The 18,725-nt window shown below is 40.0% G+C and carries 14 protein-coding genes; 8 read left to right on the top strand and 6 right to left on the bottom strand.

Translation table 11 applies throughout. The features are described from left to right. Nucleotides 1-66: 66 nt before the first annotated feature. The gene (gene speD, locus ABLA85_RS08680) at nt 67-528 is read left to right on the top strand and encodes an adenosylmethionine decarboxylase (protein WP_367963164.1); all 462 of its coding nucleotides are present in this window, start codon (nt 67-69) and stop codon (nt 526-528) included. Nucleotides 529-890: 362 nt separating this feature from the next. On the opposite strand, the gene cycA is transcribed toward speD, so the two are convergent. Further along, nucleotides 891-2,291, bottom strand: a complete 1,401-nt coding sequence (gene cycA, locus ABLA85_RS08675) for a D-serine/D-alanine/glycine transporter (RefSeq protein ID WP_367963150.1) — start codon at nt 2,289-2,291, stop codon at nt 891-893. A 487-nt stretch (nt 2,292-2,778) separates the two neighbouring features. On the opposite strand from cycA, the gene ABLA85_RS08670 reads away from it, so the two are divergent. Both ABLA85_RS08670 and ghoS read left to right on the top strand, forming a co-directional pair. Beyond that, complete coding sequence (locus ABLA85_RS08670; protein WP_367963147.1) at nt 2,779-3,531, top strand: M48 family metallopeptidase; 753 nt, start codon at nt 2,779-2,781, stop codon at nt 3,529-3,531. Nucleotides 3,532-4,138: 607 nt separating this feature from the next. Then, nucleotides 4,139-4,447: a type V toxin-antitoxin system endoribonuclease antitoxin GhoS gene (ghoS, locus tag ABLA85_RS08665; RefSeq protein WP_047680167.1), complete on the top strand. Its 309-nt coding sequence runs from the start codon at nt 4,139-4,141 to the stop codon at nt 4,445-4,447. Between the two features lie 239 nt (nt 4,448-4,686). Here the strand turns inward: ghoS and putP are convergent, their stop codons facing one another. Continuing rightward, nucleotides 4,687-6,171 (bottom strand): sodium/proline symporter PutP, encoded by a 1,485-nt coding sequence (putP, locus tag ABLA85_RS08660; protein WP_367963144.1) that lies wholly within the window; start codon nt 6,169-6,171, stop codon nt 4,687-4,689. Nucleotides 6,172-6,717: 546 nt separating this feature from the next. Between putP and putA the strand changes: the two genes are divergently transcribed. Then, complete coding sequence (gene putA, locus ABLA85_RS08655) at nt 6,718-10,710, top strand: trifunctional transcriptional regulator/proline dehydrogenase/L-glutamate gamma-semialdehyde dehydrogenase (RefSeq protein ID WP_367963142.1); 3,993 nt, start codon at nt 6,718-6,720, stop codon at nt 10,708-10,710. A 93-nt stretch (nt 10,711-10,803) separates the two neighbouring features. On the opposite strand, the gene fliZ is transcribed toward putA, so the two are convergent. The 3 genes from fliZ to ABLA85_RS08640 form a co-directional block, all read right to left on the bottom strand. Continuing rightward, nucleotides 10,804-11,319: a flagella biosynthesis regulatory protein FliZ gene (gene fliZ, locus ABLA85_RS08650; protein WP_038259499.1), complete on the bottom strand. Its 516-nt coding sequence runs from the start codon at nt 11,317-11,319 to the stop codon at nt 10,804-10,806. A 51-nt stretch (nt 11,320-11,370) separates the two neighbouring features. After that, nucleotides 11,371-12,093 carry an RNA polymerase sigma factor FliA gene (locus tag ABLA85_RS08645; RefSeq protein ID WP_047680173.1) on the bottom strand — a complete coding sequence of 241 codons (723 nt, stop codon included), beginning with the start codon at nt 12,091-12,093 and terminating at the stop codon, nt 11,371-11,373. Nucleotides 12,094-12,385: 292 nt separating this feature from the next. Continuing rightward, on the bottom strand, nt 12,386-13,441 hold the full coding sequence (locus ABLA85_RS08640) for a flagellin (protein WP_367963139.1): 1,056 nt from the start codon (nt 13,439-13,441) through the stop codon (nt 12,386-12,388). A 276-nt stretch (nt 13,442-13,717) separates the two neighbouring features. On the opposite strand from ABLA85_RS08640, the gene fliD reads away from it, so the two are divergent. From fliD to ABLA85_RS08620, 4 genes are all read left to right on the top strand, one after another. Continuing rightward, the gene (gene fliD, locus ABLA85_RS08635; RefSeq protein WP_367963136.1) at nt 13,718-15,187 is read left to right on the top strand and encodes a flagellar filament capping protein FliD; all 1,470 of its coding nucleotides are present in this window, start codon (nt 13,718-13,720) and stop codon (nt 15,185-15,187) included. Nucleotides 15,188-15,198: 11 nt separating this feature from the next. Further along, a complete protein-coding gene (gene fliS / locus ABLA85_RS08630; RefSeq protein WP_047680176.1) occupies nt 15,199-15,609 on the top strand; it encodes a flagellar export chaperone FliS in 411 nt (136 codons plus the stop codon). Beyond that, on the top strand, nt 15,609-15,986 hold the full coding sequence (gene fliT / locus ABLA85_RS08625; RefSeq protein ID WP_340620597.1) for a flagella biosynthesis regulatory protein FliT: 378 nt from the start codon (nt 15,609-15,611) through the stop codon (nt 15,984-15,986). Before fliS ends, fliT begins: the two co-directional genes overlap by 1 nt. 677 nt (nt 15,987-16,663) lie before the next feature. Continuing rightward, nucleotides 16,664-17,401 carry a cyclase family protein gene (locus tag ABLA85_RS08620; RefSeq protein ID WP_367963162.1) on the top strand — a complete coding sequence of 246 codons (738 nt, stop codon included), beginning with the start codon at nt 16,664-16,666 and terminating at the stop codon, nt 17,399-17,401. Between the two features lie 152 nt (nt 17,402-17,553). Here ABLA85_RS08620 and ABLA85_RS08615 read toward each other — a convergent pair whose 3' ends face one another. Then, the gene (locus tag ABLA85_RS08615; protein WP_367963134.1) at nt 17,554-18,567 is read right to left on the bottom strand and encodes a hypothetical protein; all 1,014 of its coding nucleotides are present in this window, start codon (nt 18,565-18,567) and stop codon (nt 17,554-17,556) included. Nucleotides 18,568-18,725: the final 158 nt, after the last annotated feature.

Below are 18,725 nucleotides of genomic sequence, written 5' to 3'. Positions count from 1 at the left end.
TAACCATTCAATACATGACCTCGTGTAAAATTTTATCAATGCAAATCATGTGATAACCAACTTACTATTGGATATGGAAAAAGCATATTAACAATAGAACAACTTATCGAGGCAGGTTGTAATAAATGTAAAGGGACTAAGTTTCAATACCGAGGACAAGAAAAAATCAATCTCTCCACAGGCACAAAACAGCTTGGTACTCACCTTGTCATAGAGATGAAAAATTGTGAAACAGATAAATTAAAGTCTGTATCAGCTATCGAAACCATAATGATTGATATTGCTGTTAAGTGTAATTTCAATATCATCAACTGCCATTTTCATCAATCCAAATTCAGAGGAGTTAGTGGAGCTATGATATTAGCAGAGTCACATTTTACTATACATACCTGGCCTGAATATAACTATGCAGCACTTGATTTACTAATATGTAGTGATTTTGAGCATCATGAAACGCTTATGAAACAGCTACAAAGCCAATTAAATTCACAAGAGTATGAGTGTAAAATACTACAACGAGGTTTTTAATTATCTGATAAATTTAACAATCCACTAATCCCCCTCTGGCATGAGAAAATCATTTCAATGATGAGGAGAACATACGGTTATACTTGGCTGATTTTAATAATATTTTTATAACTCATGTCTGGAAAAAAATCCATTTGACCAGACATGATTAAAATTAGATAGATTATCAAAATAAAAATCTGGTTATAGCATAAGGGAAAAAATAAAAAGCAGCTTTAGTTAGTATTTTAATACCTAATAAAACATTATAACATCCGATCATTTATTAGAGACATTGCCAAGACATCACAATATTGACCATTTTTAAAGAAAGAAATGGCCCCGTATCGGGGCCATTAATTATACGGATGATCATTCTATGACTAAAGACGGGCTCTGCGCCTTTTCACAACCTGAAACCCAATCATTAAAATAATAAACCAGACTGGTGTAACAATCAGTGCCTGCCTAGTATCAGGCTGCAACGACAACAATACTAAAACAAAAGCAAAGAAGGCTAAGCACACCCATGACATAACAATACCGAATGGCATTTTATAAACAGATGTCTTATGCAACTCAGCACGACGTTTCCGATAAGCCAGATAGGAACACAAAATCATGCTCCAGATAAACATAAACAGAATGGCAGATACTGTCGTTACCAATGTAAAGACACGCATTACATCGGGGATAAAATAGATCAAAATGACGCCACAGGAGAGGCATAAACACGTAAATATCAGACCCGAAGCAGGAACCGATCGTCGGGATAGTCGACTGAACTGTTTTGGTGCATCCCCCTCTTTTGCCAAACCAAATAACATCCGGCTAGTGGAGAAAACCCCACTGTTTGCAGAGGAAGCCGCAGAAGTCAGAACCACAAAATTGACAATACTGGCTGCTGCCGGTAATCCAATCAGGACAAACAATTCCACAAATGGGCTTTTATCTGCCACAATCGCGCGCCACGGGGTCACCGACATAATAACAATCAAAGCTAACACGTAAAATGTGATAATTCGGATCGGAATAGCATTAATTGCTTTCGGCAGTGATTTCATTGGATTTTTAGTTTCCGCAGCAGCAGTTCCTACCAATTCAATTCCAACAAAAGCAAATATAGCGATTTGAAATCCCGCAAAGAAACCACTCAGCCCCATTGGAAACATACCTCCGTCATTCCAAACGTTGGTAAGGGAGGCAGTGTGCCCCTCTGGTGACTGGAAATGAATACCAATCAGTACTCCTCCTGTCACAATCAGGGTAATAATGGCAACAATCTTAATCATTGCAAACCAGAATTCCAATTCTCCGAACAATTTTACTGTCGCGAGATTCAGAGTCAGCAATACCAAAACACATAGAAGTGAGGTAGCCCATTCAGGAAAATCAGGTGTCCAATATCCAACATAAGAGGTAATAGCGACAACATCAGCGATACCAGTAATCACCCAGCAGAACCAATAAGTCCAGCCTACAAAAAAACCGGCCCATGGCCCAAGTAGATCTGCGGCAAAATCACTGAATGACTTATAATGCAGGTTGGAAAGTAATAACTCTCCCATTGCACGCATCACAAAAAACAGCATAACTCCGATGATCATATAGACAAAAATGATCGATGGCCCTGCCAGAGAGATAGTTTTACCTGATCCCATAAACAGACCAGTTCCGATAGCTCCTCCAATAGCGATAAGCTGTATATGTCGGTTAGTGAGACTTCGCTGAAGGTGCAAACCCTCAGTTTTAGGTGGGTGTGTAGGTTGTATTTTTTCTTCCATAGTTGTATCCAGTTTATTCTCACAGCATGACCTCAATAGCAGCAAGCTGTGTTTAAGGAGCCATTGTGACATAGACAACTACAGTATTAACAGAACGAATTTACATGAAAAACCAATAGGTTGTATTTTACACTACTCAAAAAATTAGATATTGCATTTATTTTATTCAATTATTGAAAGCATATAAATGCCTTTTCATAATAGCGAGACATTTAGCTCTCAAAGCCCCTTACTCCTCGCGATATGAGGAGTAAGAAAGCGCTCTTATATTTTGAGAATTCATATTAAATAGACGAAAAGTCATTTTATTAAAAAAAATTAAACTAAATTACTCTACTTAATATTTTGATTATTTTTTAAAATTGTAACCAAATTCACATAATCATAACTATTAGTGTTTATTTTTATTGTTATTTTTAGCAAAATTCATAATCTTTTAATGCTCTTGAAATACTATAGTTGCATGTTTTGCAAAGGAAGAAACATTATGAAAATTAAAGCTCTTGTTGCAGTAGCTGTTTCTGCTGTAATTCTGACAGGTTGTAAGAATATTGATCAGGGAATGCTGGTTCACTCCGGAATGCAACTATTCCAGGCGGCGACATTAAGTGATTCTGATGTCAAACGGTTATCTGACCAAACATGTAATGATATGGATGCACAGAATAAAATTGCACCGGCATCCAGCCAATACGCTAAGCGTCTGAACAAAATCGCCAAAGCATTAGGTAACGAAGTTAACGGTACACCAGTTAACTATAAAGTTTATCTGACTGATGATGTGAATGCATGGGCAATGGCTAACGGTTGCGTGCGTGTATATAGCGGCCTGATGGACATGATGAACGACAATGAAGTCGAAGGCGTTCTGGGCCACGAAATGGGTCACGTTGCGCTGGGCCACTCCCGTAAAGCAATACAGGTTGCTTATGCTACAGTTGCTGCACGTACCGCGGCTGCGTCAGCCGGTGGTGTAGTTGCACAACTGAGTGATTCTCAGCTTGCAGCACTGGGGGAAAAACTGATCAACTCGCAGTTCTCGCAGCATCAGGAAAGTCAAGCTGATGACTTCTCTTATGATCTGCTGAAAAAACGCAATATCAAAACTGAGGGTTTAGCCACCAGCTTCGAGAAACTGGCTAAACTGGGCAGTGGTGAAACCAGTATGTTTGATTCACACCCGCCTTCACAGGAGCGTGCTCAACACGTTCGTGATCGTATCGCAGCAGAAAAGAAATAATTAACCCGCATTCTGGGTAAAAAATTGAACTAAGAGCCTGTTCCAAGATTAGAATTTTAGACGCATAAAAAACCGATCTAAAAAGGAACAGGTTATTGTCAAGTTAGCTGAAATTTTCTGTGATCTCGATGATTTTTGCTGTTTTTTCGTGCCTGGCAGACACAATAAGCAGTTTCCGTATTAAAAAAAGAACGTTCATTCCCTTATTTCCGTTTTTCCCATCACGCAAAATTAAAACAGCAGGGATTTATTTTATTAATTCAACCAAAATAGCGCTATACCCTAACCTACATATTTTCCCTAAACCAGGCCCTTTATTTACTCATTTTATTAAAGTTATTTAATCTCTTAACTTTATAATTAAATATTCATTTTTCAGAACACTAAAACCCGCAAAAAATATCATTTTCCTTTCCTATACTTTGTTATTTCCACTTATATGACTATTTCCTCAAATAACTGTGATTTATTGATATGGCAAGAAATCATTAATACCTGTTAAATTCACCGGCACACCAACCTCGGAAAGAGATTGGATGTAATTATAACGTTCTGTGGTCAAAAAAATAGATAACTGACATTTTCTTAAATAAAAGAGAGGCAATATATGGCTAATTATCTGATTCGCGTTGAAATTTTTGGTGCAGGTCCAAAAGAGCATAATGCTCTTAATGAATCCATGAAAATAATTAATTTTCATGGAACAGTCAGATACAACAGCGGCGAAATTATGGCATTACCTACCGGAACTTATATTGGAAACTCGCTAAATTCTGCTACTGAATTAAGAGATAAAGTTTTTAAATTAGCTAATCCATTATCATCAAAAGCTGCTTCTATATTTGTTTGTCAGTATAGTGAATGGTCTGCTTATCTTTATCCGGCATCTATGTCTGGATCTGCATCAGAATCCTAATTAAAACTTGGGCAAGCTGGTTCTCCAATAAATTTTTGGAGACCAGCCTTGTTTGATATAAGAAGATATATTTTCACTGATGTCTGCTACATATATATAAAAAATATATGGACATAAAGGGATTAATTGATAATAACCCCTCTACCTTTCAAGTTGCATTCAACAAAACTGTAATTTGAAAGATACAGGGGATAACTAATCAATAAACCTCCAAAATATCAGAGGTTTTTTAGTAGAACTTATTTAGTCTTATACTGAGCTTCTGCCTCAGTAAAACGCTGCTGGATAGCCTGGTTTGGCGCCTTACCCAACAAACTTACGACCACAATCGCAAGAGAAGCAAAAATAAATCCTGGGATGATTTCATACAAACCAAGCCATTGATATTCCATCCACACCAGTACCGTGATTGCACCCACCACCATGCCAGCCAATGCCCCATCACGTGTCATCCGTTTCCAGAGCACTGAAATTAATACTACTGGGCCAAATGCAGCACCAAAGCCAGCCCAGGCATTACTGACCAAAGCCAACACTTTGTTGTTCGGGTTGGTTGCTATCGCTATCGCAATAGCTGCGACCACCAGAACCATCAAACGACCAATCCATACCAATTCCTTCTGACTTGCTTTAGTCCGTATAAATGCTTTATAGAGATCTTCTGTCAATGCGCTGGAACAAACCAGCAATTGACAACTCAAGGTACTCATAATCGCAGCCAGAACAGCAGACAGTAATACCCCAGTAATCCACGGATTGAATAAAATGACTCCCAACTCCATAAAAATCCGCTCACTATTTTGCATAACATTCCCCGCTTGCGCTGGATTTTGCTCAAAATAGGCAATACCGAAGAAGCCAACAGCAACCGTTCCTGCGAGACATAGAAACATCCATGTCATACTGATACGACGAGCTTTATGAATAGTCTGATGAGAATCAGCCGCCATAAAACGAGCCAGAATATGTGGTTGACCAAAATAACCGAATCCCCACCCTAATAAGGAGATAATAGTGATGGTCTGTAAACCCTGAAACATATCCAGATAAGCAGGATCTTTTGCTTTGATAATATCAATAGCTGTTTCAAACCCACCAAGTTTAAAAAGGATCAAAACAGGCACCAGAATCAAAGCAAAAATCATTAAAGATGCCTGAACTGTATCGGTCCAGCTTACAGCCAGAAAACCACCGAGAAAGGTATACGCGATAGTGGCTAATGCACCAAGCCAAATTGCTTTTTCATAACTCATACCAAATGAGTTTTCGAACAATAATCCACCAGCCACAACAGCAGATGCACAATAAATTGTGAAGAAAATTAAAATGACTAACGCGGAAATAATGCGCAGAAGTTTACTTTTATCTTCAAAACGATGGGTAAAATAGTCCGGTAATGTTAAAGCGTTATTATTCGCTTCAGTGTGTACACGTAACCTCCCTGCAACCCATCGCCAGTTCAGGTATGCACCAAGCAGACAGCCTAACGCAATCCAGGCCTTAGAAATACCCGCTAAAAAAATCGCGCCCGGTAGCCCCATTAATAACCAGCCACTCATATCAGAAGCGCCAGCAGATAATGCTGTTACCACACTGCCTAATCGCCGTCCACCTAGAATATAATCATCGAAATTCTTGGTGGCGCGGTAAGCCATAAAGCCTATCAGCAGCATCGCGGCAATATAGACAATAAAGGTAATTAGCATTGGTGAATTTACTGTCATGCAGGTTCTTCTCCATAGTATTTTTTTGCAAATCCTGTTTATTTAGACGGTCTGATTTGCGTCAATGATGTTATCTGTACTTAATATTCCCCCTTCAGCACAATATATCTTCAAAGCAAGTATTCACTTGTCCGGTTATACCTGAGTTGTACCGAAGATAATTCCACTGAAGGTGGCGTTGTTCCGATATGTATAGTTTATATTTGTAATTGTTTTTAAATCACTCTCTATCCTAGATTAGCTAAAACATTTTTAACAACTGATTAACGGCACTTTTTACAAGAAACGCACGCCAAGTCACATTTATGTTCCAGAAGTTGCACCTTTTATAAAACGATCGATTATGATTTGACTCAGAAATATGATAATAAGCTCTTATATATCATATGGATAATTCATTAATAATCATAAGCGCACTAACTACACCATCAAAACCAGATTAATTTCACAAATTCCAAACAACAGCTTTTAACAGAGTTGCACAAAGTTGCAACATGGAAGATATTGTTCTGTAACTTGATTAGTCTTACCTATTAAGGAGTGAGAATGGGTAGTACCACTATGGGCGTGAAGCTCGATGAAGCAACGCGTGATCGTATTAAAGCTGCTGCACAACGAATTGAACGCACACCACACTGGCTGATTAAGCAAGCCATCTTTAATTATCTTGAACGTCTGGAAAATGAGGAAAAGATCCCAGAAATATCAGCCACTCAGAATAACAAAGAAGAAAAGATTTCCGAAGAAGAATCACAGATTGAGGTCCCTTATCAACCATTTCTGGATTTTGCCGAACATATTTTACCCCAATCGGTGAAACGTTCCGCAATTACGGCTGCGTATCGTCTGCCTGAAACGCAAGCAGTTCCTATGTTACTGCAACGGGCTCAATTATCAGAAGAACAAGCTAAGGCAACCCATAAACTTGCTTATTCTATCGCAGAGAAATTGCGCCAACAGAAACAGGGTATTGGTCGTTCCAGTTTGGTTCAGGGGTTATTACAAGAATTCTCACTTTCTTCACAGGAAGGTGTTGCATTAATGTGCCTTGCCGAAGCACTTTTACGCATTCCCGATAAAGCAACCCGTGACGCCCTGATCCGTGACAAGATCAGTAACGGTAATTGGTATTCACATCTTGGTCAAAGCCCGTCCATGTTCGTCAATGCTGCTACATGGGGATTGTTGTTTACAGGTAAATTGGTCTCTACCCACAATGAAGCCAGACTCTCCAAATCCTTAAATCGGATCATCAGTAAGAGCGGTGAGCCATTAGTACGCAAAGGCGTGGATATGGCGATGCGCCTGATGGGCGAGCAGTTTGTGACAGGGGAAACTATTGCTCAGGCGCTCGCCAATGCGCGCAAGCTGGAAGAAAAAGGGTTCCGCTATTCTTATGACATGCTTGGCGAAGCCGCCCTAACTGAAGAGGATGCACAGGCTTATATGATTTCTTATCAACAAGCTATCCATGCGATTGGTAAGGCATCAAACGGGCGTGGCATTTATGAAGGGCCGGGAATTTCTATCAAACTCTCTGCCTTGCATCCCCGTTATAGCCGTGCCCAATATGAGCGTGTTATAGGTGAACTCTATCCACGCTTACTTGCACTAACCCTACAAGCCCGCCAGTATGATGTTGGCATCAATATCGACGCAGAAGAAGCTGATCGTCTGGAAATTTCTCTCGATTTGCTGGAAAAGCTCTGTTTTGAACCACAACTGGAAGGCTGGAACGGCATTGGTTTTGTAATTCAGGCTTACCAAAAACGCTGTCCTTTCGTGATCGACAATATTATCGATTTGGCCCAACGTAGCCGTCATAGGTTAATGATCCGTTTAGTAAAAGGCGCATATTGGGACAGCGAAATCAAACGCGCCCAAGTTGATGGGCTGGAAGGATACCCGGTCTATACCCGCAAAGTGTATACCGATATTGCTTACCTTGCCTGCGCCCGCAAATTACTCTCCGTTCCCAATCTTATTTATCCACAATTTGCTACTCATAATGCCCATACTCTGTCTGCTATCTACCATCTTGCGGGGCAAAATTACTATCCGGGCCAATATGAATTCCAGTGCCTGCATGGTATGGGTGAACCGCTTTATGAACAGGTAGTTGGCAAAATTGCTGATGGCAAGCTCAATCGACCATGCCGCATCTATGCGCCAGTCGGAACACATGAGACGTTATTAGCCTATCTGGTGCGCCGCTTGCTGGAAAATGGGGCTAATACATCGTTCGTCAACCGCATAGCAGATACCTCCCTGCCGATTGATGAACTGGTTGCCGATCCGGTGAAAGTGGTACAAGAGTTGGCTAAATCCGAAGGACAAATCGGCCTGCCGCATCCGAAAATCCCATTGCCAATTGATTTGTACGGTAAAAACCGCGTCAATTCATCGGGGCTTGATCTTTCCAATGAACACCGCCTAGCTTCACTTTCCAGTGCCCTGCTGAGTTCTTCAATAGAAACATGGAATAGCGAACCACTATTAGGTGGTAATTACGACCATACCGGAGAGTTACCTGTTGCCAAGCCCGTCAATAATCCGGCCAAATCTTCTGATACCGTTGGTTATGTTCGTGAAGCCACTGAGCAGGAAGTCAACCATGCGCTGGAAGTCTCCACAAATGCAGGAGCAATCTGGTTTGCAACACCACCATCAGAGCGAGCGGCTATCTTAGTGCGTGCTGCGGAGTTGATGGAAAACAACCTGCAATCCCTGCTCGGCATTCTGGTGCGTGAGGCGGGTAAAACTTTTAACAATGCTATCGCAGAAGTCCGTGAAGCAGTAGATTTCCTCTATTATTATGCGGATCAGGTTCGTCAGGATTTCGCCAATGATACACATCGCCCGTTGGGACCTGTGGTTTGTATCAGCCCGTGGAACTTCCCTCTGGCAATTTTCACTGGTCAGATTGCCGCAGCATTAGCCGCTGGTAACAGTGTATTGGCAAAACCGGCAGAGCAAACACCGTTGATTGCTGCGGTTGCCATTAAAATGCTGCATCAGGCAGGCATTCCCCGCGACGTACTGCAATTGCTGCCGGGACAAGGGGAAACCGTCGGCGCAATGCTGGTAGGTGATGAGCGTGTACGTGGTGTGATGTTCACTGGCTCTACTGAAGTTGCCAGCCTGTTACAACGCATTATAGCTGGTCGCCTTGATGCACAAGGGCGTCCAACGCCGTTGATTGCAGAAACAGGCGGCATGAATGCAATGATTGTCGATTCTTCTGCCCTGACAGAACAGGTTGTCACCGATGTTATTGCGTCTGCCTTTGACAGTGCTGGTCAACGCTGCTCTGCCCTGCGCATTCTCTGTGTACAAGATGACGTAGCCGACAGAACGCTCACTATGTTGAAAGGGGCGATGGCTGAATGCCGGATGGGTAATCCTGAACACCTGTCCACAGACATCGGCCCGGTGATTGATGCTGAAGCGAAAGCAAATATCGAACGCCATATTCAAACCATGCGTACCAAAGGCAGAACAATTTATCAGGCTGTACATGAAAATACAGCAGACAGACAGGAATGGTCACAAGGTATGTTCATCAAACCAACACTTATTGAACTGGACAGCTTTGATGAATTGAAAAAAGAGGTTTTTGGTCCGGTTTTGCACGTTGTGCGCTTCAAACGGGATGAATTGGATAGATTGCTGGATCAGATTAATGCCTCCGGCTACGGCTTAACATTGGGTGTTCACACGCGCATTGATGAAACCATCGCTCAAGTCACCAGTAAAGCAAAAGTCGGGAACTTATATGTCAACCGCAATATGGTCGGTGCTGTTGTCGGCGTTCAACCATTTGGTGGTGAAGGATTATCAGGAACAGGGCCAAAAGCAGGTGGGCCACTCTATCTTTATCGCCTGTTATCCCAACGTCCAGTCAATGCTGCGACTCGAACACTGGCACGACAGGATGAAGAGTATTCACTGGATGCCAAAGCCCGTACTGCCCTGCATTTATCTTTTAACAAATTGGCTGAGTGGGCAATTGCACATAATCATTCAGAGTTGAACAAGGTTATTCAGGAATATAGCTTACTGGCTCAGGGAGGAACAACACGCGTATTACCGGGACCGACGGGAGAACGTAATACCTATACTCTGTTACCACGTGGTCAAGTTCTTTGTCTCGCGGATAATGAACAGGATGCGCTGACCCAATTGGCTGCGGTGCTTTCTGTTGGCTGTCAGGCTATTTGGGAAAAAGATGATCTGCACCAACAATTGCTGCAACAATTACCGGATGAAATTCGTCATTCCATTCATTTGGTCAATGACTGGCAGAACGAAGACACGACAGAAGATACAACAATAGAAGCGGTCATTTATCATGGTGATTGTGATCAACTTCGCTATATTTGTGAAACTGTCGCACAACGTAAGGGGCCGATTATTTCTGTACAGGGTTTTGCCCGTGGTGAAACTAATCTGCTACTGGAGCGTTTATTGCACGAACGTTCTTTAAGCATTAATACTGCGGCGGCAGGTGGTAACGCCAGCTTAATGACTATTGGTTAAAAAACGGGTTAAAAAAAGAAGAGAAGGGGATGCGTTATTATCGCATCCCCTCCTAAAATTGTTCATCCCGACAAGCGCTATGTCTTTGTCTAATTAACAATGCCCGTTCTGTTGCCAGCTCAGATATTGCTCATATTTACGCAACGCGATATTGTAGTTACTGAAAGCGGACTGAGACAATTTCTCACTCAATTTTTCCTGAATTTTTTCTGGTGTAAACTCTTCTTCAGGATAATTACTTGATGTCAGTAATTCATCCAGTCTCCGCAAACGAACCACATATTCACGTACTGTGCTATGGCTCATTTCTGTTTGTTCAAACAGATACTGTTTAAATGACATTATGTCGAAATAATCAGTCTGGCTGTTGCAATAAATTTCACTACAGAAGCGGCACAGCGCTACAAATTTGCCCTGTAACTCACTCCATGTTTTGTCATCCACCAGTTCAGTCATCTCAGAAATTGCTTCTTTATTGATGACCTGACCGTTAAAAACAAGGGAAATACGGTCAAGCGTCTTATGACAATGTAAACAATGCGTCTGACTATGTTTATAGTCCTTAATATAACGGCTGAGAGGCCGTTTCTTTTGTGTTGTAACAGACATAAGAGATAAAGCCCTGTGTGTAGTCTTAACAAAAAACAAATAAGCAAAAAGTTACTTCTCTGGATTCAAACGCGCCCGCAGCCTTTTTATTGCCTGGCTGTGGAGCTGACTTACGCGGGATTCCCCCACATTAAGCACCGCGCCAATCTCTTTAAGATTAAGTTCTTCCTGATAATACAGCGTCAGAACCATTTTTTCCCTTTCAGGCAACGACTCAATGACATCGATAACCCGTTGACGGAGGTCACCTTCCAGTAATTGTTGCAGAGGGTTTGTCTCATGCTCTTCCTCAATCACTGGTTCACAGCTTTCACCATGAATTTCGTGCCATTCGTCATAAGAAAATAGTTGACTGTTATTGGTTTCTAACAGTATTTGCCGATATTCTATCAGATTAATCTTTAATTCTTTAGCAACTTCCTGCTCACTGGCTGGACGGCCTAACTCTTGCTCAAGTTTACGGATGGTTTGCGTGACTTCCCGTGCATTGCGTCGCACACTACGCGGCGCCCAATCACGGCTCCTCAACTCATCCAGCATTGCACCTCTGATGCGCTGCACCGCATAGGTGGTAAACGCCGTTCCCTGTAAGGAATCATAACGTTCCACCGCATTCAGCAACCCTATGCCACCGGCCTGAAGCAGGTCATCAAGCTCTACACTGGCAGGCAATCTTACCTGTAGCCTCAGTGCTTCATGGCGAACCAGTGGTACATAGCGCTTCCAGAGGCTATTTTTGTCCATCACGCCTTCGGCGGTATACAAATCGCTCACAACAACAGACACCTTTGGATAAGAGACTGGATACCATTATCCAATCACCTAATCGGTACAATCGTTTGAACAATGAAGTAAAAGCGCTTCTTTTTCACCTATGCGAAATTTTTGTTGTCCGCCCGAATGCATCGCAAGTTTCAGGCTGTCCCTGACGAACATTAAAACCGTTTTTAGCAAACAGTTTCTGTAAAGCAGAGATTAAAAAATAAGGATCGGCAAGCCGATCCTTATTTTATAAGCGGGAGCTATACAGGTTGCCCTGTATAAATCCTTAGCTGGAAAATAAAAATTAACGCAGCAAAGACATAACAGTTTGTGGAATCTGGTTCGCCTGAGCCAGAACAGAAGTACCCGCCTGTTGCAGGATGTTGCCACGGCTCATATTAGAAACTTCAGTTGCGTAGTCAGCATCTTCGATACGGCTACGAGCAGCACTCAGGTTGTTAACTGTGTTGTTCAGGTTGTTAACAGTGGATTCCAGACGGTTTTGAACTGCACCCAGAGAGCTACGCAGACTGTCAACTGTTGATAAAGCATTATCCAAATCTTCTAAAGGTTTTTTGATGTCAATAGCATCTTTCTTAGTAACTTTACCTGTCTTAACATCAACATCCGCATTGAACATTACTGTCTTACCATCTTTATCTTCACCACGAATAATAAATTTATCAGTTGAACCCTCAGCGTAGTGAACTTTCGCATTTTTGACATCAGCTATAGCAGCTAAACTAGCTTTATCTATATTGACATCTTTAGGTTTTTTAGGATCAGTGACATTGTCAACAACTTTCTCCACTTCTGCACCATATTTGTTACCAACCAACTCAAATTTATCCAGCTTCAGAGTCTCACGGTCAATTTTTTTCAAATTGATTTTGATGACTTCACCATCATTAGCTCCAACCTGAACAGACATGGAATTGTTTTCACGCAGAACACGGACACCATTGAATTGAGTTTGTTCAGAAATACGGTTAATTTCGTCAAAACGCTCAGTAATTTCTTGGTTAATAGAAGTGATATCGCTCTTAGAGTTGCTGCCATTTTGCGCTTGAACAGCCAGCTCACGGATACGTTGCAGGTTGTTATTGATTTCGTTCAGCGCACCTTCAGTAGTTTGGGCAATGGAAATACCGTCGTTTGCGTTACGAGCAGCCTGAGTCAGACCTTTAACGTTAGCAGTAAAACGGTTAGCGATCGCTTGACCAGCAGCGTCATCCTTCGCGCTGTTAATACGTAAACCAGAAGACAGACGTTCAATAGCTGTACCCAGAGTACCTTTAGATCTTGTCAGGTTATTTTGCGCCAGCAGAGATGAATAGTTAGTATTAATGACTGATGCCATAGTAGAGTTCCTTTTAAAATCAAGTCGATATAATTAGTTTGAGCCTGTTTGCTCACGGTGTTCATCACCGCCAACAGTTTTATCGGCCCCTTAAAAAGAACCTTTAATATTTCTTGAAAAAACTTTTTTATTTTTTTCTCCCTTTTCCCCGATAACCCAAACAGCGCCTGTTCTCATCAATTATTCTGTCCATCAAAAAAATCATTTTGTCAGTAAACTTTTCACAAATTAATCCGATAACAAGTCCAGTGATGCTTTTTATTAAAAGGAGTCAATATGGCTGGCATTTCCTCAGTAGGGTTCGGATCTGGGATGGTAGATCAAAACTTACTGGATAAACTTGAAGCAAATGAAAGAAAACGTTTACAACCATTAACACAGCAACAAAGCAGCTATAAAGCTAAGCTAACCGGTTTTGGCACATTAAAAGGCAGCTTGGAAAAGTTAAAGAGTGCATCCGAAGAACTCAAAAAATTCGATAAGCTCAATACGACCAAAACCAGCGAAGATCATAAAACATTTACACCCAGTACGGATTCCAAAGCCAGTCCAGGTAACTATGTTATTGAAGTCAAACAACTTGCAAATCCTCAGTCTCTGCGCTCTACAGAAGTTGCTGATGTAAAAGCTCTGCAAGGAGAACAAGGTAAAGGCACTCGTACCATTATTATCGATCAGCCGGGTGAACAAGATAAAGCAGGCGAAAAAAAGCCAATGCGCATTTCCCTGAAAGATAATGAAACTTCTCTGATTGAAATCCGTGATGCCATCAATAAAAAAGAGGGCAACGTTAATGCCAGCATCATCAAAGCAGAAGATAATAAAAACTATCTGATCCTGACTTCGAAAAAGGCCGGCACAAAATCCGTCATGACCATCAAAGTTGAAGGTGATGATAAGTTGGGTAAACTGCTGAACTATACATCTGACGGCAAAGGTGGTGGCTCTGGTGCAATGACACAAACGGTGGAAGCGACCAATGCGAAATTAACAGTTAATGGCATTGACATTGAACGCCAAACTAATGAGATAAAAGATGCCCCGGAAGGCATTACCCTAAGCCTGAAAAAAGTCTCGGAAAAAATCACAGAAAAAGTCCCGGGAAAAAGCGACGAAACTCAAGAAGTGTTTAAATCAGAAACTTTGGTTATATCCCGTGATATCGAACCAATGAAAGAGGCAATCAAAAAGTGGGTTGATGCTTATAATGAAGTACAAACCACTTTTGATTCACTGACCAAATTTAAAAAGGTTGGGAAAGGTGAAGCGGCTTCGAAAGACAATGGTCCCTTACTGGGTGACGGTACTTTAAAAGGTATTCAAAGCCAACTAAGGCAACAATTATTTGCAGCACAAAAAGTCGTTGATATTGCTACCCTAAATAAATTGGGCATCAAACAGAAATTGGATGGTACGTTGGAAATCAGCAACGAAAAACTGGAAAAAAACCTGAAAGAAAAACCTGCCAACGTTAAAGCGTTCTTTATGGGGGATGGAGAAAAAACTGGTTTTGCAACCCAGACCTATAATTTATTGAAAAAAACGTTGGATAGCCATGAAGGAACTATCGCAACAGTAACCGAAGGTATCAATAAGAGTCTGAAAACACTGGAAAGGCAAGTAGAACAGACCAACAGAAACATTGATGCTACGATGGCACGCTATAAAAAACAATTTACAGCACTGGATAAACTTGTCAGTTCAATGAGCCAATCAAGCTTATCCTTGGCCCAGCTTTTAAAATAATAAAGGATATTATGTATCAACGTTCGGCAAGCCAGTTATACGCTCAGGTAGATCTTGAGAGCGAAATTATGAATGCCTCTCCTTACCAGTTGATTCAGATATTGTTCAATGGGGCGCTCAGCGCCCTGCGTCGTGCAATTATTCTGATGCAACAGGGGAATATTCCGGAAAAAGGTTTAGCTATTTCAAAGGCAATAAATATCATTGATAATGGTCTCAAAGATGCATTAGATTTCGAGAAAGGCGGCGAAATTGCCCAGAATCTTTTTGCTTTATATGATTATATGGGTCGCCGTTTACTCCATGCCAATTTACGCAATGATGAGAAGGCTATTACCGAAGTGATTGATTTACTTACCGAGATTTCAGATTCTTGGCGGCAAATAGGTCCTCATTACAACGCCAGTCAGGATATTGTTTGATGAAAAATGATCTGGATCTTTTGTCAGCTTACCAGCAGATCCTTAATTTAAGTGAGCAGATGCTTAATTTAGCTAGAAATGAAAAGTGGGATGTACTTGTTGATATGGAAATCACCTACCTGAAAGCAGTAGAAGTGGTTACTCTATTATCAGAAGATTCAGATGCCCCTATTTCATTGCAGCAGAAATTAACCAAAATTTTGCAAACTGTCTTAGATAATGAAAAAGAAACCAGGAGGTTATTGCAAAAACGATTAGATGAACTTAGCGACCTGATTAAACAGGAAAGCTGTAAGCAGTTATTACATGACACTTATGGGCAATTCCCTATCAGTGATTATGAAATGGAGTTAACATCTACAACAGAGAAGACATAAATATAACAACGGCACCATGAGGCTTTATTAATATAATATTAATTAGTCGTATCGTTTATTGATATTCATTTCAGGTGGTGTCATTTAGTCACCATCCATTTTTCGGGTAGTCTAATTCGGCATTATATTTTATGCATAACTTGCAAACGATCAATATAAAAACATATACATTTTCAAAACAAAAAATTAACTCATGGATGATGATAATAGATTTTTCAGACAATAAGCAGTCGGAAGAATAATAAAAATTTATTATTAATTAAAAATTAGATATTCAATGGAATGATATGAAAAAATTTTTTAATTTCACAATATTAATTGACAGACATCCATTGGGAAAAAATAAGTTACCAATAATCTATTCAAAATGGGGAGCACTTTATTCCCAAACGATAGCAGTCATTATCCCTTTTATCGATAATAAAAAATATCCAATGGTTATTATTACCTCATAAATCATCTCAGATAAGGAGTGTTCATTTATCAATTCCACCTATATACCCTATGGATTTCAAGATGCAACTTGAAAGACAACGGGTATATTGATATCACTCTTGGAAGTTATTAATATTCACAATCAGACAGGTCTTGGTGACTGCTTAAGTAGTCACCTGCGATTGAAAATGTATCCTGTCTTTTTCAAAAATTCCCCTACAATGAAACAAGATGAGGCTGTTATGACAAATGATATCTTACAGGCACTCACTTTATTAAAATCTAAAAAATGGATCGATTTGACACATAGTTTTGATCAAGATTCACCCCACTTTTTTATGTTTGACCCTGCTCAAATTAAGACACTGTTTAGTTATCCAGATGGATTCTTCTCCCAACAATTTACTTTTGTTGGTCAATATGGCACTCACATTGATGCCCCTTGCCATTTTATACCTGATGCCCGTTTTCTGAATGAATTGGAATTAAAAGAGCTAGTGTTACCATTAATTGTCATTGACCAATCAGAACGGGCAAAACAAGAGCCTAACTTCTCACTGTCTAAAGATGATATTCTCCAGTTTGAAGCTACACATGGCATTATTGAAGCAGATACTTTTGTCGCGCTAAGAACAGACTGGAGTAAGCGCTGGCCATCTCAGGAAAAAATGAGTAATAAAGATATCAACGGAAATAACCAAACGCCTGGTTGGGGATTAGATGCCCTTAAGTTTCTCTTTGAAGAAAGAAAAATAAAAGCCATCGGGCACGAGACTTTTGATACTGATTCGACCAAAGATGCCAGAAAGAATGGTGCGTTACTCAGCGAGAATTATGTATTGGCACAAGATACTTATCAAATAGAAGTGATGACCAATTTAGATCAAGTGCCAACTCGTGGGGCGGTCATTTTTAATATTGTCGCAAAACCAGAAAAGGCTGCGGGATTTCCGGTACGTTCGTTTGCAATAATTCCATAACCTTCAATCTGATAATGTAGTTCAAGCTCTTTCTGGTAATTGACAGAAGAAAATAATAAGCTTGAACTACTTATATTTTTTAAACTATACTCATATTTATTAAATTTAGATATTTTCTTAAGCCACTATATTTGAATATCGAATAACTAAAACTATTCCTTATACCACTCATTAATAATTATTTCCGCTTCTTTACTATGGATTTGATATGGATGTTTTTTATCATAAGATCCAATAAACCATATGGAGAAACCTTTAAAATAGGATTTTAACTCCATCGTTTCTCTATAAGCACGCCATCCATTAATTTGTATTTCAGAGGAAAATACATCTGAAGTCAGTGGATTCCACGGAGTTCGCAGTCCATATTCACATGCAGGAATATTAAACCCACCAAAATATACCGGTTTTTTAGTTGAACGATGTAACCGCCCAATTTGGTAGATAACTTCTTGATCTCGATTATAAATAGTCGTTGAAAATAAACACTCCATTACTTCTTCATAAGATGGAACTTTCTTGTCTGAAAGTTCAAACCAGCAGTCGATGCCGACAAAATCCACTTTCTTCAAATAAGGCCGATTTATCCTCTGTATAAATTTAGCCTCATAGGAAGGATCCCAAACCGCCGTTATCCACGAATTCATCTGATATATAACATTACCATTATATTGCTTACGGACAAAACTGATAACATCATCCCAATATCCTTCTGCATACTCCATATGAATAAAATTAGAAGCAATTTTTAATCCATAAATATCATATTGATGAGTTATTGAATCAAAAATATCTTGTAATACAATTGTTTTCCAATTCCAGAAAAATTCATTAATATCGTTTGGGTTCCATTCCGTTTCACCAATGGAACCTTGCTGAATGAACGGAAAAGGCTCAACGATAATTTTTATATCATGCTTTAATAGTTCCTTAATCAGATTAATAGCATGCTGTTTTTGATATTGATTCACAGTAAACTTAGAAGATGTTACCTCTGGAATATCGATTTCAACAGGCACATTTACGGTATTTAAATTAAATCGCCTTACATCTTCTAAGATTTTATCTATATTAATAACATCCTGCACCTGTATATTACCTGATTTTATTTTATCTTTTTTGACAGAGTTTCTTTGCATTAATTCCTGAGAAGAAATGTTTTTCATAATCACCTCGGATATTTAGCCAATTTATTTAATTGTCAATTATGTACTTTATCCTTTTTGAAGCAGAAATGATGGTATAAATTTACTTGAGGTGAGATTTTTTATGAAATAACTTTTGCCAGCAGTTAAGAAGCCATCCCGATAGGATCTTATTTTAA

The sequence above is a fragment of the Xenorhabdus sp. SGI246 genome (assembly GCF_040838225.1).
In the GTDB taxonomy this organism is placed as follows: domain Bacteria; phylum Pseudomonadota; class Gammaproteobacteria; order Enterobacterales; family Enterobacteriaceae; genus Xenorhabdus; species Xenorhabdus indica.
This window is presented reverse-complemented; position numbering and strand designations above follow the sequence as displayed.